Here is a 17,569-nt window from a genome sequence, read left to right on the forward strand (position 1 = left end):
GCTTCCCGCTCACCGGGCACCCCTTCACCGATCGGACCGGGCCGCACGGCCCTCCACGAACGCGGCGCGGGCCTCGTCGGAGACGCCGGAGAGGTTGAGCTCGAAGGTGAAGCCCTGCTCGTAGCGGTAGCTGCGGCGCACGTCCCACAGGTCGATGCCGTTCAGCGCCTCCTTGGCCGCCCGGATCACCCGCCCGTGCTTGGTCGCGATCCGGCGCGCCACCGCGAACGCCTCCTCCCGCAGCCGCTCCGCCGGCACCACCGACAGCACCGATCCCCAGGCGTGCAGTTCCCGCGCGGTGACGGGCTCGGCCGTGTAGACCATCGCCCGCATCCGGTGCTGCGGCACCAGCCGCGCCAGATGGGTCGCCGCCCCCAGCGCCCCCCGGTCCACCTCCGGCAGCCCGAACGTGGCGTCCTCGGCCGCCACCACGATGTCGGCGTTGCCCACCAGGCCGATCCCGCCGCCCAGACAGTGGCCGTGCACCGCCGCGATCACCGGCACCGCGCACTCGTACACCGCCGCGAACGCCGCGAAACAGCCCCGGTTGGCCCCGATCAGCGCCTCATGGCCCGGATCCGCCTGGATCTCCTTCAGGTCCACGCCGGCGTTGAACCCGCGTCCCTCGGCCCGCAGCACCACGACCCGCACCGCCTCGTCGGCGCCGAGCCGCCGCACCGTCTCCGCCAGCTCGAACCATCCGGCCACGGGAAGCGCGTTGACCGGCGGCCGGTCCATCACGACCTCGGCGATCCCGTCCTCGTGGACCTTCCAGGCAACGGCCTTGCCGCCCGTTCGCTGCACACCGCCTCCTCACTCAGGCAGTGGCCAGCATCGACCCTTCCCGCCGGGCCCGTCCGCCCCCGTCCCACTCAGTGGATCACCCCGGGGCGCCGGGGAGGGCCGCGCGTCCGCGGAGCGGAGAGGCCGGCGGTCCCGTTCCGCGCAGGCGGGGAGGGCCGCGCACCGCGGGCCGGCGAGGGGGCCGCCTTCTCGACCGGGCGCGACCGAAGGCGGCCCCCTCGCCGGCCCGTCGTCCACGGCCCGTCCGGGGCGCGGGCCGTCGTCGGGTCCCGGGCGTCGCGGTGCCCGGCCGGTCCACGGCGGCCCGGCCGCACCCGGCCGCGGGCCGGACACCGTCCCGGCGGACGCTCCTACTGGATGGGACGGGCGCGGGACCGGCCGCCGGCGGCGTGCGACAGTTGCCCGGCCACGGTGGTCGCGCGACGTCGCCGGTCGCCGTCGCGGCCGCGGCCGTGGACGCGGCCGTGACCGCGGCGGGATGTCGCCGGGATGCAGGGGTGAGGCAGTGGGCGGCTTGCTCGACGGCAGGGTCGTGCTGGTCACGGCGTCGGCCGGGGCCGGGCTCGGCTGGGCGACGGCCCGACGGTGCGCCGAGGAGGGGGCGCGCGTGGTGCTCAGCGACGTGCACCGGCGCCGCCTCGCCGAGGCGGCGGACCGGCTGGCCGAGGTGACGGGGGAGAAGCCGACGGCCATCCCCTGCGACGTCGCCGACACCGGGCAGGTGGACGCGCTGATCGAGCAGACCGTCGAGGCGGAGGGGCGGATCGACGTCCTGGTCAACAACGCCGGGCTCGGCGGGGACCGCCGCGTGACGGAGATGACCGACCGGGAGTGGGAGCGGGTCCTGGACATCAGCCTCACCAGCGTGTTCCGCGCCACCCGGGCGGCGCTGCGGCACATGCTGCCGCGCCGCAGCGGAGTGATCGTCAACATGGCGTCGGTGACGGGCTGGCGGGCGCAGGCCGGACAGGCGCACTACGCGGCGGCCAAGGCGGGCGTCATGGCGTTCACCCGATGCGTCGCGATGGAGGCCGCCGAGGCGGGGGTGCGGGTCAACGCCGTCGCGCCCAGCCTGGCCATGCATCCGTTCCTGGAGAAGACGGTCAGCCGTGCACTGCTGGAGGAGCTGACCCGCCGGGAGGCGTTCGGCCGCGCGGCCGACCCGGCGGAGGTCGCGAACGTGGTCGTCTTCCTCGCCAGCGACCTGTCCTCGTACATGACCGGCGAGGTCGTCTCGGTCAGCAGCCAGCACCCGTGACCGGCGGAAAGGGACAGTCGATGACCGAGAGAGCGAACCCGGCCCCCCGGGCCGGGGCCGAGGCGGGCCGGCGGTCGGCCCCGCCGCCCGGGAGGCCGGGCGGGGACGAGGCCGGCCCGGTGGTGCGCTATGAGCGGCGCGGCCGGGTCGCCGTCGTCACCATGAACCGGCCGAAGTACCGCAACGCCCAGAACTCGGCGATGACCTACGCCCTGGACGAGGCGTTCTACCGGGCCGTGGACGACGACGAGGTGGCGGTGATCGTGCTGGCGGGCGCCGGGCCGCACTTCTCGGCCGGGCACGACATCGGCACCCCGGGCCGCGACGCCGACCGGACCTTCGACCGCAAGGCCACGCTGTGGTGGGACCACGTCGGCAAGGCCGGCGGGGAGAGCCGCTACGCCCGCGAGTCCGAGGTGTACGTGGGGATGTGCCGGCGGTGGCGGGAGATCCCCAAGCCGACGATCGCGATGGTGCAGGGGGCGTGCATCGCGGGCGGGCTGATGCTGGCCTGGGTGTGCGACCTGATCGTCGCCTCCGACGACGCGTTCTTCGCCGACCCGGTGGTGCGGATGGGCATCCCCGGCGTGGAGTACTTCGCCCACCCGTGGGTCATGGGGCCCCGGCAGGCCAAGGAGTTCCTGTTCACCGGCGAGCGCATCGGCGCCGCCCGCGCCCTGGAGCTCGGCATGATCAACCGGGTCGTGCCGCGGGACCGCCTGGAGGAAGAGGTCATGGCGCTGGCCGAGAAGATCGCCGCCATGCCGCGGTTCGGGCTCGCGCTCACCAAGAAGGCGATCAACCAGGCCGAGGACCTGATGGGCCTGCACGCCGGGATGGACTCGGTGTTCGGGCTGCACCACTTCGCCCACGCCCACAACGCCGAGGTGGGCGGCGGCGACTCCCTCGGCGGGCAGGACGCCCGCTCCATGGCGGCCCGCAACAAGGCGGAGGGCGCCTGATGGACCTGGCCTACACGCCCGAGCAGGAGGCGTTCCGCGCCGAGGTCCGCGCCTGGCTGGAGGCCAACGTGCCGGCCGAGCCGCTGCCGTCGCTGGACACCCCTGAGGGCTTCGCCGCCCACCGGGAGTGGGAGCGCAGGCTGCACCAGGCGCGCCTGTCGGTGGTGACCTGGCCGGAGGAGTACGGCGGGCGCGGCGCCTCCCTGGAGGAGTGGCTGATCTTCGAGGAGGAGTACTATCGGGCCGGCGCGCCCGCCCGGGTGGGGCAGAACGGGATCTACCTGCTGGCGCCCGCGCTGCTGGAGCACGGCACGCCCGAGCAGCGGCGGCGTTTCCTGCCGCCGATGGCCTCCGGGGAGGAGGTGTGGGCGCAGGGCTGGTCGGAGCCCGAGGCCGGGAGCGACCTGGCGGCGGTGCGGTCCCGCGCGGTGCGCACCGATGGGGGCTGGCTGCTGTCGGGGCAGAAGACCTGGAGCTCCCGGGCGACCTACGCGCACTGGCTGTTCGGGCTGTTCCGCACCGACCCGGACTCCAGGCGGCACCACGGGCTGACGTACTTCCTGGTGCCGTTGGACGCCCCGGGCGTCACCGTGCGGGGGATCCGGCAGCTGGACGGGGAGCCGGGGTTCGCCGAGGTGTTCTTCGACGAGGTGTTCGTGCCCGACGACCAGGTGCTCGGCGGGGTCGGGGAGGGCTGGCGGATCGCCATGTCCACCACCGAGTCCGAGCGCGGCCTCCTCCTGCGCTCGCCGGGCCGCTTCATGGCCGCCGCCGACCGGCTGGTCGCGCTGGCCCGCGAGACCGAGGGCCTGGGCGAGGCCGAACGGCTGGAGGTCGCGCGCGCCTGGATGAACGCCGACGCCTACCGACTGTTCACCTTCCAGACCCTCGCCCGGGCGCGGGAGGGCGCCGGCATCGGTCCCCGGTCCAGCATCAACAAGATCTTCTGGTCGGAGATGGACCTGCACCTGCACGAGACCGCGCTGCGGCTGCTCGGCCCGCGCGCCGAGCTGACCGGCGCCGCGCCGGACGCCGCGGCGGGCGGACGCTGGCTGGACGGCTTCCTGTTCGCGCTGGCCGGCCCCATCTACGGCGGCACGAACGAGATCCAGCGCACCATCATCGCCGAACGCGTCCTCGGCCTGCCCCGCGAACCCCGCCCCGCCGAGGAGGCCCGATGAGGTTCGGCCTGACCGAGCAGCAGCGGCAGTTCGGCGCCGTGGCCGCCGAACTGCTCGCCGACCCCGACGTCGACCACTGGGCCGCCCTGGCCGGGCTGGGCGTCCCCGCCGTCCTCGTCCCCGAACGGCACGGCGGGCTCGGCGGGGACGAGGTCGACCTGCTGGCCGTGCTGGAGGAGGCCGGCCGCGCCGCGCTGGCCGGCCCGCTGGTGGAATCGCTCGTGGCCGCCCGGCTGCTGGCCGGCCTGGGCGGGGAGTGGGCCGAGAAGTGGCTGCCCGGGATCGCCTCCGGCGAGGCCCTGGTGGTGTTCGCCGACGGCCCCTACGTCCCCCACGGCGAGCGCGCCGACCTGATCCTGATCGAACGGGACGGCGCGATCTGCACCGCCGGGCCCGGCCGGGCCCAGCCGTCCGTCGACCCGGCCCGCGCGCTGACCTCCGCCGTCGACCCCGCCCCCGTGGCCGAGGGCGCGCGGGCCCGCGCCCTGCTGGCCGAGGCCCGCGACCGGGGCGCCGCCCTCACCGCCGTCTACCTGGTGGGGGCGGCCCGCCGCATGATCGACATGTCGGTGGAGCACACCGGGGAACGCACCCAGTTCGGCCGTCCCGTCGGCTCCTTCCAGGCCGTCAAGCACCGTCTGGCCGACGCGCTGGTGGCCGTGGAGTTCGCCCGCCCGCCCGCCCACCGGGCCGTCTGCTCCCTGGCCGCGTCCGCCCCCACCGCCTCCCGGGACTGCTCGATGGCCAAGGCCATGGCCTCCGAGGCGGCCCTGCTGGCCGCCCGCACGGCTCTCCAACTCCACGGCGCCATCGGCTACACCCTCGAATACGACCTGCATCGCTGGCTCCGCCGGGCCTGGACGCTCGGTGCCGCCTGGGGCGACGCCGCCCACCATCGGCGCCGGGTGGCGTCGCTGCTGCTGGAGGGGGAGGGGACGCCCGAGCGGTTTCCCTGACGCCCGGGCGCGGGACGCCCGGCGGACGCCCCGCCGACTGTCTCATAACTGTCTCGAAATGTGTCGCACAATCGTGTGCGAAATTCGGCGCCGCCTCAGTCCGCCGACTCCGCCAGATGCCGGTAGACGGTGGCCCGCGACACCCCCAGCGCCTCGGCGATCTCGGTGACGGTGTGGGTTCCGGCCGCGTACAGCCGGCGGGCCTCGGCGGCCCGGGCGGCGTCCAGCGCCGGAGGACGGCCGGCGCGCCGGCGCCGCGCGGCCCGCCCCGCCGACGCGGACGGCGGGCCCTGCAACAGGGTGCGCACCCCGGACAGGATCTCGGCGCGGAGCCGGTCGTCGGGGACGTCGGAGAGGAACACCACCGGGTCCCCGAGCATCGAGATGGCCTGCACGGCGCGCACCCGCCCGGACAGGTCGGCGTCGGGGCCGGCGACGATCTGATGGATCCGCTCGGCCAGGTCCACGAACCGCTGAAAGGCGTGGTCATGGGCCAGCACGGTCAGATCGTGCGTCAGGATCCGCAGCAGCCTGCGATGCCGCAGATAGGTGTCCAGCAGCGACTCGATCAGCAGCCAGCGGGCGCGGTCGGGGTCGCCGGCGGTCTCCGCCGCGTACAGGGCGTCCTTGATGGCGACCTCCATGTCCTCGATCAGCGGCTCGCCGAGCGAGGCCAGCAGCTGGGCCTTGGCGGGGAAGTGGTAGAAGACCGCGGCCTTGGTGATGCCCAGCCGATCGGCGATCTCCCGCATCGACGTGCGCTGATAGCCCTGCTCGGCGAACAGGTCCAGCGCGGTCTCCAGGATGCGCGCGCGGGTGTCGGGATTCGTGGCGCCGTCCACGTCCCCACCATAGGGGCCGGTGGCGGAGAGGACGCGGATGCGCTTAAGCTGGGCACTGACCGACGGTCAGTGCGGAGGGGTCATCCCCCGCCCGCACGCCCGCACCTACGGCGACGAGGACGACCGCGATGACGGATGCGATCCAGGTGGTCAACCTGACCAAGACCTTCGGCGACGTGCGCGCCCTGGACCGGCTCGACCTCACCGTGCGAACCGGCGAGGTCCACGGGTTCCTCGGCCCCAACGGCGCCGGCAAATCCACCACCATCCGGATCCTGTTGGGACTGCTGCGCAAGGACTCCGGCGAGGTCAGCGTGCTCGGCGGCGACCCGTGGCGGGACGCGGTCGCCCTGCACCGCCGCCTGGCCTACGTGCCCGGCGACGTCAATCTGTGGCCCAACCTGACCGGCGGTGAGGCCATCGACCTGTTCGGCGCCCTGCGCGGCGGGCTGAACCGGCGCCGCCGCGACGAGCTCATCGAACAGTTCGCCCTCGACCCCACCCGCCGCTGCCGCACCTACTCCAAGGGCAACCGGCAGAAGGTCGCGCTGATCGCCGCGTTCGCCTCCGACGTGGAGCTGTACATCCTCGACGAGCCCACCTCCGGCCTGGACCCGCTGATGGACGCGGTGTTCCGCGAATGCGTCCAGGAGGCCAAGCGCGCCGGCCGCACCGTGCTGCTGTCCAGCCACATCCTCGCCGAGGTCGAGGCCCTCGCCGACCGGATCAGCATCATCCGCGAGGGCCGCATCGCCGAGTCCGGCACGATGGACCAGCTGCGCCACCTGACCCGCCTCACCGTCACCGTGGAGACCGCCCGCCCCCTCACCGGCCTGGACGCCCTGCCCGGCGTCCACGACCTGCACCTGGACGGCACCCGCGCCCGGTTCGAGGTCGACCCCGAGCACCTCGGCCGCGTCCACCGGCACCTGGCCGACCTGGACGTGCGCAGCCTCACCAGCACGCCGCCCACGCTGGAGGAGCTGTTCATGCGCCACTACGGCGAGGTGCCCGCGCAGAACGGCGAGCAGGCCTCCCGGCCCGCGGCCGCATCGGGGGAGCGGCGATGAACTCCTTCACCGGCACCCTGCGGCTGGCCCGGCTGGCGGCCCGCCGCGACCGCGTGCAGCTCCCGGTCTGGGTGCTGGCGCTCACCGGAGTGGTCGCCGCCAGCGCCTCCAGCATCCAGAGCCTGTACCAGACCGAGCAGGAACGCCTCTCTTATGCGATGTCCAACGCGGGCAGCGCGGTCGCCCGGGTGTTCAACGGCCCCGTCGCCGACCCCACCGCCGGGTCCATCACCATGACCGAGACGTTCAGCTTCACCGCCGTGCTGGTCGCGCTGATGAGCTCGATGGCGGTGGTCCGGCACACCCGGCAGAACGAGGAGACCGGCCGGGCCGAGCTGATCGGCGCGGCGGTCGTCGGCCGCCACGCCATGCTCACCGCCGCGCTGCTGGTCGTCGTCGCCGCCAACGCGGTGCTGGCGCTGCTGATCGGCGGCGTGTTCCTCGCCCTGGGACTGCCGGCGGCCGGATCGCTGGGCGCCGGAGCGGCGTTCGGCGCGGTCGGGGCGGCGTTCGCCGCCGTCGCCGCCGTCACCGCGCAGATCGCCCAGACCGCCCGAGGGGCCAACGGCCTGGCCGGGGCGGTCCTCGGCGCCGCGTTCCTGCTGCGCGCCCTCGGCGACGGGCTCGCCCGGCCCGCCGGCGACGGCGTCACGGTGGAGAGCCGATGGCCGAGCTGGCTGTCCCCGCTCGGCTGGGGCCAGCAGCTCCAGCCGTTCGCCGGCGGCCGCTGGTGGGTGTTCGGCCTGTTCGCGGCGCTGCTGGCGGCCGGGGTGTGGACGGCCTACCGGCTCACCGACCACCGCGACGTCGGCACCGGCATGCTGCCGGTCCGCCGCGGCCCCGCCACCGCCGCCCGCACCCTGCTCAGCCCGCTCGGCCTGGCCTGGCGGCTGCAGCGCGGCGTGCTGCTCGGCTGGGCCGTGGGCGTGCTGCTGATGGCCGTCTCCATGGGGCCGCTGGGCGAGGAGGCCGAGGAGCTGCTGGCCACCAGTGAGGAGCTCAAGCAGTACTTCGCCCAGCTCGGCGGGGGCGGCGCGGCCCTGCTGGATGCGTTCTTCGCCGCCGTGATGGGCATGTTCGGCATCGCCGTCGCCGGCTACACCGTGCAGGCCCTGCTGCGGATCCGCACCGAGGAGACCGGCCCGCTGGAGGCGGTGCTGGCCACCGCGGTCAGCCGCCCCCGCTGGATCCTCGGCCACATCCTCTGCGCCGTCGCCGGCACCGCCGCGCTGCTGCTGCTCACCGGCGCGGGCGTCGGCGTCTCCTACGGGCTGGCCTCCGGGGAGACGGGCCGGACGGGCGAGCTGATCGTCGCCGCGCTGGCCCAGCTCCCCGCCACGCTGGCGGTGGCGGGCGCGGTGGTGGCGATCCTGGGGGTGCTGCCGCGCCGGGCGATCGCCCTGTCCTGGTCGATCCTCATCGCCTGCCTGCTGATCTCCCAGCTCGGCCCCGTCCTGGAGCTGCCGCAGGCGGTGATGAACGTCTCCCCGTTCACCCACGTGCCGTTCCTGCCGGTGGCCGACCTTGCGGTGACGCCGCTGGCGGCGCTGCTGGCGGTCGGGGCCGCCCTCACCGCCGGCGGGATCGCCGCGTTCCGCCGCCGCGACCTGGCCCTGTGACCCCGCCTCTTCGCCGCCGGCCGCCCCGCCCCTCCTGACGCGGGGCCGGGAGACCCCGGCCGTTCGCCCCGGTGCGCCGGGCCGCTCCCTGTCACCATGGGAGCGGTCCGGTGCACGTGAGATGTGGCGATTGGCGGGGTCATGTACGAAGGGCTGCCGGAACGATCACGGGCCGAGGTCAAGGAGATCGTCCGGGAGGCCGAGAAGCTGCTGACGGCCGCCCGGGCGGTGCGCGAAGACCACGCACGGGCCTGCGCCCAGGTGCGGGAGGCGATCGAGCCGCTGCGGCAGGAGGCCGCCCGCCGGGAGCTGGAGCGGATACCGGCGGCGCGGCTGAAGGACGTCACCGAGGGACGGCTGCGGCTGGGCGCCCTGGAACAGGCCGGCTACCGCACCGTCCGGCAGGTCCTCGACGCCGGGCCGTACGGGCTCCAGCAGGTCCCGGGGATCGGGCCGCAGACCGCGCTGCAGGCGCACGCCGCCGCCGAGCAGATCGCCCGGGCGGTGCGCGAGACGGTGGCGGTGCGGATCGACATCGACCGGCAGGACGACCCGGCGATGACGGCGCTGGTGGTGGCGCTGCACCGGCTGGTGACGGCCGGGCCGCGGCTGCCGCGGGCGGTGCGGGCCGCCGCCTCGGCGGAGGAGACCCTGGCCCACTCGCTGCCCGCCGCCCGGACGCTGGCCGGCAGGCTGCGCAGGCTGTTGGCCGGCCGCGCCCGCCGGGAGGAGGCGCGCCGCGCGCTCGCCGCGATCGAAGGGGTCCTCGCCTGGGCGCGCGGCGAGGACGCGGCGACCTGGTTCGCGCAGACCTCGGTGGACCTGCTGCGGCCGCCGGTGCCGGGGATCGAGGCGTGGACCGGCTACGAGCACGACGCGCCCGCCTACCACGGACTGCTCGTCGAGATCGCCGGCATGGAGCCCGACCGGGCCTCCAGCGAGGGCTTCCTGCCCGACGAGATCGCCGAACGGGTCAAGGCCCAGCCCCTCGACGAGACCCACCTGAAGGTGTCGCTGCGCGGCTACCAGGCGTTCGGGGCGAGGTTCGCGCTGGCGCAGCGGCGGGCGATCCTCGGCGACGAGATGGGGCTGGGCAAGACCGTGCAGGCCATCGCCGCCCTGGCCCATCTGCGCGCCGAAGGGCGCACCCACTTCATGGTGGCCTGCCCCGCCAGCGTGCTGGTCAACTGGCTGCGGGAGATCGAGCAGCGCAGCACCCTGCGGCCGGTGCGCGTGCACGGGCCCGACCGCGCCGACGCGTTGGAGGACTGGACCGCCCGCGGCGGGGTCGCGGTGACCACCATCGACGGCCTGCACGCCCTGCCCGTCCCCGAGCGGGCGCCGCTGGGGATGCTGGTGGTGGACGAGGCCCACTACGTCAAGAACCCTCAGGCCCGCCGGTCGCGCGCGGTCGCGGCCTGGGCGCGGCGCACCGACCGGGTGCTGTTCCTCACCGGGACGCCGATGGAGAACCGGGTGGGGGAGTTCCGCGCCCTGGTCGCCCACCTGCAGCCCGACCTGGTCGAACGGATCGACGACAGCGCCGGGGCGGCCGGGCCGCAGGCGTTCCGCCGCGCCGTCGGCCCCGCCTACCTGCGGCGCAACCAGGAGGACGTGCTCACCGAGCTGCCCGACCTGACCTGGATCGACGAGTGGGAGGACTTCACCGCCCAGGACCGGGCCGCCTACCGGGAGGCCGTCGCGTCGGGCAACTTCATGGCGATGCGCCGCGCCGCCTTCTGCCACCCCGGCCGCTCCGCCAAGCTGGAGCGCCTGCGCGAGCTGGTCGGAGAGGCCGCCGACAACGGCGCCAAGGTCGTGGTGTTCTCCTACTTCCGCGAGGTCCTCGACATCGTGCAGCGGACGCTCGGACCCGACGCGCTCGGCCCGCTCACCGGCTCGCTGCCCGCCGCCCGCCGCCAGCGGCTCGTGGACGACTTCGCCGCCCGGGACGGGCACGCGGTGCTGCTCAGCCAGATCCAGGCGGGCGGGGTGGGGCTCAACCTGCAGGCCGCATCCGTGGTGATCATCTGCGAGCCGCAGGTCAAACCCGGCACGGAGCAGCAGGCCGTGGCCCGCGCCCACCGGATGGGCCAGGTCCGCAAGGTCCAGGTGCACCGGCTGCTGTCCACCGAGGGCGTGGACGTGCGGATGCTGGAGATCCTGCGGCGCAAGAGCGACCTGTTCGACGCCTACGCCCGCCGCAGCCACGTCGCCGAATCCACCCCCGAGGCCGTCGACGTCTCCGAAGCCTCCCTGGCCCGGCGGATCGTGGAGGACGAGCAGCGCCGCCTGGCCGGCGACGCGGCCTGAACGCGGGTCATCGAAGCGCCCAGGGCGGACAAAACCCCCTTGGCGCCCCCTTGACGCTCCTCCCGCGGGCCCGCGCGGCGCACCGCCGCCGACCCCGCGCCCACGCGGCCTTCCGGCCTCCCCGCCGCCGGGACAGGCCGGCGAGGGGACGCCGGGCACCTAGGGGGCGGCAGCACTTACCGAGGCGGGGGAGGGCTGGTTATACCGGGGACGGTCGCCGTTCAGCAGGGTTCAGCAGGAAGGTCCGTCCATGGAGACGCAGACGCCGGTCGCCGCCGAAGGGCTCGACGCCGTGCGGGCGGTGGCGGACGCCATCCTGTACGAGGGGTACCTGCTGTACCCGTACCGGCGGTCGTCCGGCAAGAACAAGGTCCGCTGGCAGTTCGGGGTGCTGCTGCCGCCGGCGTGGGCGCGGGCGCACGGGCTGACCGACGAGGGCGTCGCCGGGGCCGCGGAGTCCTGGTGGCAGCGGACCGAATGCCTGGTGCAGGCGCCGCCGGACGCCGTGATCGAGGCCCGGGTGCGGTTCCTGCAGGTGCAGTGGCGCTCGCCGGAACGGCTGCGACCGGACGGCTCGCACCGGCCGGTCGACCGGCTCGACGCCGGCGGGCGGCTGGAGCTGGAGTTCGACGAGGCCGTCCCGCAGGAGTTCGAGGTCCGGGCGCGCGTCGCCGACCTGCTGGCGGGCGAGCACCGCCGGCGGCTGCTCGCGCCCGGCGGGGAGTTCGCCGAGCCGATCACCGACGAGGAGGGCCGCCCGCTGGGCCGCGTGGTGCGCCGCCGCCGGCCGGTGGAGGCCGCGGTGACCATGTCGATGCACGCCCTGCCCGCCGCGCACCCGCTGCACCGGTTACGGATCCGGGTGGAGAACGCCGGGGAGGCCACCCCGGCCGACGCGCCCCGGGACGAGGCGCTGCGCAGCGCGCTGATCGCGACGCACACCCTGCTGACGGTCGAGCCGGGGACGTTCCTGTCGCTGCTGGACCCGCCGGCCTGGGCCGAGGAGGCGGCCCGCGAGTGCGTCAACGTGCACACCTTCCCGGTACTGGCGGGCGAGGCGGTGCTCTCCTCGCCGATCCTGCTGCAGGACCACCCGAAGATCGCCCCGGAGAGCCCCGGCGACCTGCACGACGCCACCGAGATCGACGAACTGCTGGCGCTGCGCACCCGCACCCTGACCGACGCGGAGAAACGCGAGGCGCGCGCCACCGACCCGCGGGCCGCCGAGATCCTCGACCGGGTCGAGACGATGCCGCCGGAGGTCATGGCCCGCCTGCACGGCACCATCCGCGAGCGGACCTGGAACCCGGCCGGCGACCCCGGCGTCTCGCCCGAGACCGACGCCGTCACCGTGCGGGGCGTCCCCGTCGCCAAGGGCAGCCGGGTGCGCCTGCGCCCCCGGACCCGCGGCACCGACCCCCAGGACCGCTTCCTGGACGGCCGGACCGCGCTGGTGGAGGCGGTGCTCCGCGACGTGGAGGGCGCGGTGCACCTGGCCGTGACGGTGGAGGACGACCCGGCCGCCGACCTCCACCAGTGGCACGGCCGGTTCCGCTACTTCGCCCCCGGCGAGGTCGAGCCGCTGGAGGACCCGTCATGACGGACCGGGTCCTGGTCGCGGGGATCGGCAACGTCTTCCTCGGGGACGACGCGTTCGGCGTCGAGGTCGTCCGGCGGATCGACCCGGCGACCCTGCCGCCCGGGGCCGAGGTCGCCGACTACGGCATCCGCGGCGTCCACCTGGCCTATGAGCTGCTGGACCGCCGGCACGAGACGCTGATCCTGGTCGACGCGATGCCGCTGGACGGGCCGCCGGGCACCCTCGCCGTGCTGGAGGCCGACCCGTCGGGCGAGACCGGGCCGCCCTCCCTCGACGGCCACGGCATGCACCCCCAGGCCGTGCTGCACCTGCTGCGCACGCTCGGCGGCGCCGTGGACCGGGTGCTGATCGTCGGGTGCAGGCCCGCCGACGTCACCGAGCGGATGGGGCTGTCGGAGCCGGTCGCCGCCGCCGTGGACGAGGCCGTCGGCCTGGTCACCGAACTCGTTCACCAGGTCCTGTCAGATCGAGGAGCGGAGTACGCCAGTGCATGAGATGGGGCTGTGCGAGGCCATCGTCGACGCCGTGCTGCAGCGGGCGGAGGGCCGCCGGGTGCGCTCGGTCCGGGTCCGGGTCGCCGGTCACCCGGTCGTCCGGGAAGTGGTGGACCAGGGCTTCGCGATGGCGGCGGCCGGGACCGTCGCCGAAGGGGCCGAGCTGGAGCTGGTGGTGGAGCCGCCCGGGGTGGTGTGCCGGGCCTGCGCCGAGTGGTCCCCGGTGACCTCCGCGCGGGCGCTGGTGGCCTGCCCGCGCTGCGGGAGCCTCGATGTGGCCTCCGCCGAAGACGAACGGCTGGTCGTGGAGGAGATCGCCTTCTCCGCCGAGACCGCCGCACAACCCGCTGCCGAGACCGCCGGAGGACGCCGATGACCACGCAGACGGCGGGAACCGCCGAACGCCGGGCCGGATTCGACGAGATCAGCATCCTGTGGATCTCCGAGGGCATGAGCTGCGACGGGGACACCGTGTCGGTGACCGCCTCCGGGCAGCCGGCCATCGAGGACGTGGTGAACGGGGTGATCCCGGGCCTGCCCAAGGTCAACCTCTACAACAAGGTGCTGTCGCCGACGCTGGGCGGGGAGGAGTTCTTAGCCCCCTTCCGCGCCGCCGTCCGCGGCGACCTCAGCCCCTACATCCTGGTGGTGGAGGGCTCGATCCCCAACGAGAAGGTCAACGGGGACGGGTACTGGACCTCCTTCGGCAACGACCCCGACACCGGCGAGCCGGTCACCTTGAACTGGTGGATCGACGCGCTCGCCCCCGGCGCCTGGGCGGTCGTGGCGATCGGCACCTGCGCCACCTACGGCGGCATCCACGCCATGGCCGGGAACCCGACCGGCTGCATGGGACTGGCCGACTACCTGGGCTGGGACTTCCGCTCGGCGGGGCGGCTGCCGATCGTGAACGTCCCCGGCTGCCCGGTGCAGCCGGAGAACTTCATGGAGACGCTGACCTGGCTGCTGTACCACGCCGCCGGGGCCGCGCCCCCGCCGCCGCTGGACGACAAGCTCCGCCCCACCTGGCTGTTCGGCAAGACCGTGCACGAGGGCTGCGACCGCGGCTCGTACTACGAGCAGGGCGACTTCGCCAAGGACTACAACTCGCCCAAGTGCCAGGTGAAGATCGGCTGCTGGGGCCCGGTGGTCAACTGCAACGTGCCCAAGCGCGGCTGGATGGGCGGCCTGGGCGGCTGCCCGAACGTCGGCGGCATCTGCATCGCCTGCACCATGCCGGGCTTCCCGGACAAGTTCATGCCGTTCATGGACCAGCCGCCGGGCGCCAGCCTGTCGAGCCTGATGATCAAGCCGTACGGGGCGTTCATCCGGCGGATGCGCGGCATCACCAACCGGACGGTCAACAAGGAACCACGCTGGCACCACAACCGCGAGGAACTCACCACCGGCTTCGACCCGCGGTACCGCCCATAGCACCCGGACAAGCACCCGGAAAGGCGAACTCAGATGGCGATCACCGAACAGCAGTCCGCCGCGGCGCGGCCCGAGCAGCTGGTGGAGATGTCCTGGGACCCGATCACCAGGATCATCGGCAACCTGGGCATCTACACCAAGATCGACTTTGCCAACCGCAGGGTCGTCGAGTGCCACAGCACCTCGTCGCTGTTCCGCGGCTACTCGGTGTTCATGAAGGGCAAGGACCCGCGCGACGCCGGGTTCATCACCAGCCGGATCTGCGGGATCTGCGGCGACAACCACACCACCTGCTCGGTGTACGCGCAGAACATGGCCTACGGGATCAAGACGCCGGTGCTGGGCGAGCTGATCCTCAACCTCGGCGAGGCCGCCGAGTACATGTTCGACCACACGATCTTCCAGGACAACCTGGTCTTCGTGGACTTCTGCGAGGCCATGGTCAAGGACACCAACCCGAGCGTGCTGCGCCGGGCCGAGTCCACCGAGGCCCCGCGGGGCCACATCCACGGCTACCGCACCATCGCCGACATCATGCGGGGCTACAACCCCTTCGAAGGCGAGGTCTACAAGGCGGCGCTGCGGATGAGCCGGCTCACCCGGGAGATGTTCTGCCTGATGGAGGGCCGGCACGTGCACCCGTCCACGGTGTACCCGGGCGGAGTGGGCACCCAGCCGACCCCGACGCTGTTCACCGACTACCTGACCCGGCTGATGCAGGTGGTCGACTTCGTGAAGAAGGCCGTCGCGATGAACGACGACGTGTTCGACTTCTTCTACGAGGCGCTGCCGGGCTATGAGGAGGTCGGACGGCGACGGATCCTGCTGGGCTGCTGGGGGGCGTTCCAGAACCCCGACGTCGTCGACTACCGCTACGAGACCATGAACGAGTGGGGCAAGGCGATGTACGTCACCCCCGGCATCGTGGTCGACGGCGAACTGGTCACCAACGACCTGGTCGACATCAACCTCGGCATCCGCATCCTGCTCGGCTCCTCCTACTACGAGGACTGGGTGAACGAGGAGCCGTTCGTCACCCACGACCCGCTCGGCAACCCGGTCGACATCCGGCACCCGTGGAACCAGACCACCCTGCCGGCGCCGCAGAAGCGCGACTTCAACGACAAGTACAGCTGGGTGATGAGCCCCCGCTGGTACGACCGGCGCACCGGGGAGCACCTGGCGCTGGACACCGGCGGCGGCGCGTTCGCCCGCCTGTACGTGACCGCGCTGTCGAACCTGGTGGACACCCCGTACGTGCGCGCCACCGGCTCCGGCGTGCAGATCCACCTGCCCAAGGGGGAGTCGCTGCCGGAGACCACGCTGGAGTGGCGGATCCCCAAGTGGTCCAACGCCATCGAGCGCAACCGGGCGCGGGTGTACTTCGTCGCCTACGCCGCCGCGATGGCGTTCCACTTCATCGAGCAGGCCCTGGAGCGGGTGCGGGCCGGCGACCAGAAGGTCTTCCAGGACTTCGACGTCCCCGACGAGGCCATCGGGGTGGGCTTCCACGAGGCGGTCCGCGGAGTGCTCTCGCACCACCTGGTGATCCGCGACGGCAAGATCGCCAACTATCACCCGTACCCGCCGACCCCGTGGAACGCCAGCCCGCGCGACCACTTCGGCACCCCCGGCCCGTACGAGGACGCCGTGCAGGACATGCCGATCTTCGAGGAGAACGGGCCGGAGGACTTCCGCGGCGTGGACATCATGCGGGCGGTCCGCAGCTTCGACCCCTGCCTGCCCTGCGGCGTCCACATGTACCTCGGCAAGGGCCGGGAGCTGCGCAGGATCCACTCCCCGATGTTCGGCGCCGACCATGGCTGAGGGGCCGCCGCGCCTGGACGCCGCGGCGGTCGCCGAACGCCTGACCGCGCTGGAGGACCTGCTCGCTTACCTGGAGCGGGTCCCCGGCGCGACCGCCGAGAAGGCCCTGGACGCCGTCGCCCTGATGACCGAGCTGTACGGCGAGGCCCTGGCCCGCGTCCTGGACCGCCTGCCGCAGGAGACGGCCCGGCCGCTGATGGAGGACGAGCTGGTGGGCCATCTGCTGGTGCTGCACGGCCTGCACCCGCTGCCTGCGGAAGAACGCGCCGCCCGCGCCCTGGAGCGCCTGCGCCCGGCCCTGCGGGAACACGGCGCCGACGCCGAACTGATCGGCATCGAGGACGGCGTGGCCCGCGTCCGCCTGAGCGTCCGCGGCTGCGGCTCGGCCCTCGGCCCCGCCCGGGAGGCCGTGGAGGCCGCGCTGACCGCCGCCGCGCCCGAGCTGAGGGGGGTCGAACCGGTCCGGCCGGCCGCCCCGGCCGCGTTCGTCCCGGCCGACTCCCTGCTCCGCCGCCCCGCCGCGAGCGCCGCGGAAGGCCCGGCATGACCGCGGCCCGCCACCGCGCTCCCGGCGCCCCGCCCGCCCGGGCGGACGCGCCGCCGCGGGAGGGGGCCGCCGGGCCGGCCGCCGGGTCGACGGCGTTGGGACGGGCGATCGCCCGGGCGCGGTCGCGGGAGGAAGGGGAGCGGTGCGACCTGTGCGGGCTGGGCATCGGGGACCGGCACGCGCACCTGCTGGACGAGGAGCGTCAGGAGCTGCTGTGCGCATGCCGGGCGTGCGCGCTGCTGTTTGAGCGGGACGCGGCGGTGCAGGGGGCCTACCGGCCGGTGCCCCGGCGGCGGGTGCGGCTGACCGGGGTGTCGTCGGCGGAACTGGGCGTCCCGGTGGGGCTGGCGTTCTTCGTGCCCCGGCCGGACGGCACGGTGACGGCGCACTGCCCCAGCCCGCTGGGGGCGACCCGGTTCGCCGTGGACCCCCGGGTGTGGGAGCGCGTGATCGCGGAATGCGACGTGTTGCAGACGATGCGGCCCTCGGTCGAGGCGCTGCTGGTCAACACGGCCCGGGGGGCCGACGAGCGATGGCTGGTCCCCATCGACGACTGCTACCGGCTGGTGGCGCTGGTCCGCGACCACTGGCAGGGGCTGTCGGGAGGGACCCGGGTGTGGAAGGAGGTCGCCGAGTTCTTCGCCCGACTGGCCGAGTGACGG

Annotated in this window: 16 protein-coding genes; 14 read left to right on the forward strand and 2 right to left on the reverse strand. The window is 74.2% G+C overall.

What is annotated here, in order from left to right; translation table 11 throughout:
* Positions 1-24: 24 nt before the first annotated feature.
* A complete protein-coding gene (locus tag EIO00_RS05255; RefSeq protein WP_140175783.1) occupies positions 25-804 on the reverse strand; it encodes an enoyl-CoA hydratase family protein in 780 nt (259 codons plus the stop codon).
* Between the two features lie 478 nt (positions 805-1,282).
* Between EIO00_RS05255 and EIO00_RS05260 the strand changes: the two genes are divergently transcribed.
* From EIO00_RS05260 to EIO00_RS05275, 4 genes are read left to right on the forward strand one after another with little or no spacing between them, the layout of a single operon-like run.
* Positions 1,283-2,062 (forward strand): SDR family oxidoreductase, encoded by a 780-nt coding sequence (locus tag EIO00_RS05260; RefSeq protein WP_140175784.1) that lies wholly within the window; start codon positions 1,283-1,285, stop codon positions 2,060-2,062.
* 20 nt (positions 2,063-2,082) lie between these two features.
* Entirely contained in the window at positions 2,083-3,024 is a 942-nt protein-coding gene (locus EIO00_RS05265) for an enoyl-CoA hydratase (protein WP_241661123.1), read from the forward strand.
* Positions 3,024-4,205, forward strand: a complete 1,182-nt coding sequence (locus EIO00_RS05270; RefSeq protein WP_140175785.1) for an acyl-CoA dehydrogenase family protein — start codon at positions 3,024-3,026, stop codon at positions 4,203-4,205. Before EIO00_RS05265 ends, EIO00_RS05270 begins: the two co-directional genes overlap by 1 nt.
* Entirely contained in the window at positions 4,202-5,161 is a 960-nt protein-coding gene (locus tag EIO00_RS05275) for an acyl-CoA dehydrogenase family protein (RefSeq protein WP_140175786.1), read from the forward strand. The genes EIO00_RS05270 and EIO00_RS05275 overlap by 4 nt, the downstream gene beginning before the upstream one ends.
* A gap of 95 nt (positions 5,162-5,256) precedes the next feature.
* Here EIO00_RS05275 and EIO00_RS05280 read toward each other — a convergent pair whose 3' ends face one another.
* The gene (locus EIO00_RS05280; protein ID WP_206664038.1) at positions 5,257-6,003 is read right to left on the reverse strand and encodes a TetR family transcriptional regulator; all 747 of its coding nucleotides are present in this window, start codon (positions 6,001-6,003) and stop codon (positions 5,257-5,259) included.
* Between the two features lie 128 nt (positions 6,004-6,131).
* On the opposite strand from EIO00_RS05280, the gene EIO00_RS05285 reads away from it, so the two are divergent.
* The 10 genes from EIO00_RS05285 to EIO00_RS05330 all read left to right on the forward strand — a co-directional run bounded on the left by EIO00_RS05285 (position 6,132) and on the right by EIO00_RS05330 (position 17,566).
* Complete coding sequence (locus tag EIO00_RS05285) at positions 6,132-7,073, forward strand: ABC transporter ATP-binding protein (protein WP_140175787.1); 942 nt, start codon at positions 6,132-6,134, stop codon at positions 7,071-7,073.
* Positions 7,070-8,692: an ABC transporter permease gene (locus EIO00_RS05290; protein WP_140175788.1), complete on the forward strand. Its 1,623-nt coding sequence runs from the start codon at positions 7,070-7,072 to the stop codon at positions 8,690-8,692. Before EIO00_RS05285 ends, EIO00_RS05290 begins: the two co-directional genes overlap by 4 nt.
* Before the next feature lie 123 nt (positions 8,693-8,815).
* Entirely contained in the window at positions 8,816-11,005 is a 2,190-nt protein-coding gene (locus EIO00_RS05295; RefSeq protein ID WP_241661124.1) for a DEAD/DEAH box helicase, read from the forward strand.
* A 250-nt stretch (positions 11,006-11,255) separates the two neighbouring features.
* Positions 11,256-12,605 (forward strand): hypothetical protein, encoded by a 1,350-nt coding sequence (locus EIO00_RS05300; protein ID WP_140175789.1) that lies wholly within the window; start codon positions 11,256-11,258, stop codon positions 12,603-12,605.
* Positions 12,602-13,099: a hydrogenase maturation protease gene (locus tag EIO00_RS05305; RefSeq protein WP_140175790.1), complete on the forward strand. Its 498-nt coding sequence runs from the start codon at positions 12,602-12,604 to the stop codon at positions 13,097-13,099. Before EIO00_RS05300 ends, EIO00_RS05305 begins: the two co-directional genes overlap by 4 nt.
* A gap of 1 nt (position 13,100) precedes the next feature.
* Positions 13,101-13,475 (forward strand): hydrogenase maturation nickel metallochaperone HypA, encoded by a 375-nt coding sequence (locus EIO00_RS05310; protein ID WP_241661138.1) that lies wholly within the window; start codon positions 13,101-13,103, stop codon positions 13,473-13,475.
* On the forward strand, positions 13,472-14,533 hold the full coding sequence (locus tag EIO00_RS05315) for an NADH-quinone oxidoreductase subunit B family protein (RefSeq protein ID WP_140175792.1): 1,062 nt from the start codon (positions 13,472-13,474) through the stop codon (positions 14,531-14,533). The genes EIO00_RS05310 and EIO00_RS05315 overlap by 4 nt, the downstream gene beginning before the upstream one ends.
* A 33-nt stretch (positions 14,534-14,566) precedes the next feature.
* Positions 14,567-16,360, forward strand: coding sequence for a nickel-dependent hydrogenase large subunit (locus EIO00_RS05320; protein WP_140175793.1), 1,794 nt, complete (start codon positions 14,567-14,569; stop codon positions 16,358-16,360).
* Positions 16,353-16,907: a NifU family protein gene (locus tag EIO00_RS05325; RefSeq protein ID WP_140175794.1), complete on the forward strand. Its 555-nt coding sequence runs from the start codon at positions 16,353-16,355 to the stop codon at positions 16,905-16,907. Before EIO00_RS05320 ends, EIO00_RS05325 begins: the two co-directional genes overlap by 8 nt.
* Complete coding sequence (locus tag EIO00_RS05330) at positions 16,904-17,566, forward strand: DUF5947 family protein (protein WP_241661125.1); 663 nt, start codon at positions 16,904-16,906, stop codon at positions 17,564-17,566. Before EIO00_RS05325 ends, EIO00_RS05330 begins: the two co-directional genes overlap by 4 nt.
* Positions 17,567-17,569 lie beyond the last annotated feature (3 nt).

It is taken from the genome of Thermomonospora catenispora, assembly GCF_006363815.1.
Classification (GTDB): domain Bacteria; phylum Actinomycetota; class Actinomycetes; order Streptosporangiales; family Streptosporangiaceae; genus Thermomonospora; species Thermomonospora catenispora.

Coding starts and splice junctions, on each gene's coding strand:
- EIO00_RS05260 (WP_140175784.1), top strand. CDS start 1,283: ATGTCGCCGGGATGCAGGGGTGAGGCAGTGGGCGGCTTGCTCGACGGC.
- EIO00_RS05265 (WP_241661123.1), top strand. CDS start 2,083: ATGACCGAGAGAGCGAACCCGGCCCCCCGGGCCGGGGCCGAGGCGGGC.
- EIO00_RS05270 (WP_140175785.1), top strand. CDS start 3,024: ATGGACCTGGCCTACACGCCCGAGCAGGAGGCGTTCCGCGCCGAGGTC.
- EIO00_RS05275 (WP_140175786.1), top strand. CDS start 4,202: ATGAGGTTCGGCCTGACCGAGCAGCAGCGGCAGTTCGGCGCCGTGGCC.
- EIO00_RS05285 (WP_140175787.1), top strand. CDS start 6,132: ATGACGGATGCGATCCAGGTGGTCAACCTGACCAAGACCTTCGGCGAC.
- EIO00_RS05290 (WP_140175788.1), top strand. CDS start 7,070: ATGAACTCCTTCACCGGCACCCTGCGGCTGGCCCGGCTGGCGGCCCGC.
- EIO00_RS05300 (WP_140175789.1), top strand. CDS start 11,256: ATGGAGACGCAGACGCCGGTCGCCGCCGAAGGGCTCGACGCCGTGCGG.
- EIO00_RS05305 (WP_140175790.1), top strand. CDS start 12,602: ATGACGGACCGGGTCCTGGTCGCGGGGATCGGCAACGTCTTCCTCGGG.
- EIO00_RS05310 (WP_241661138.1), top strand. CDS start 13,101: ATGGGGCTGTGCGAGGCCATCGTCGACGCCGTGCTGCAGCGGGCGGAG.
- EIO00_RS05315 (WP_140175792.1), top strand. CDS start 13,472: ATGACCACGCAGACGGCGGGAACCGCCGAACGCCGGGCCGGATTCGAC.
- EIO00_RS05320 (WP_140175793.1), top strand. CDS start 14,567: ATGGCGATCACCGAACAGCAGTCCGCCGCGGCGCGGCCCGAGCAGCTG.
- EIO00_RS05325 (WP_140175794.1), top strand. CDS start 16,353: ATGGCTGAGGGGCCGCCGCGCCTGGACGCCGCGGCGGTCGCCGAACGC.
- EIO00_RS05330 (WP_241661125.1), top strand. CDS start 16,904: ATGACCGCGGCCCGCCACCGCGCTCCCGGCGCCCCGCCCGCCCGGGCG.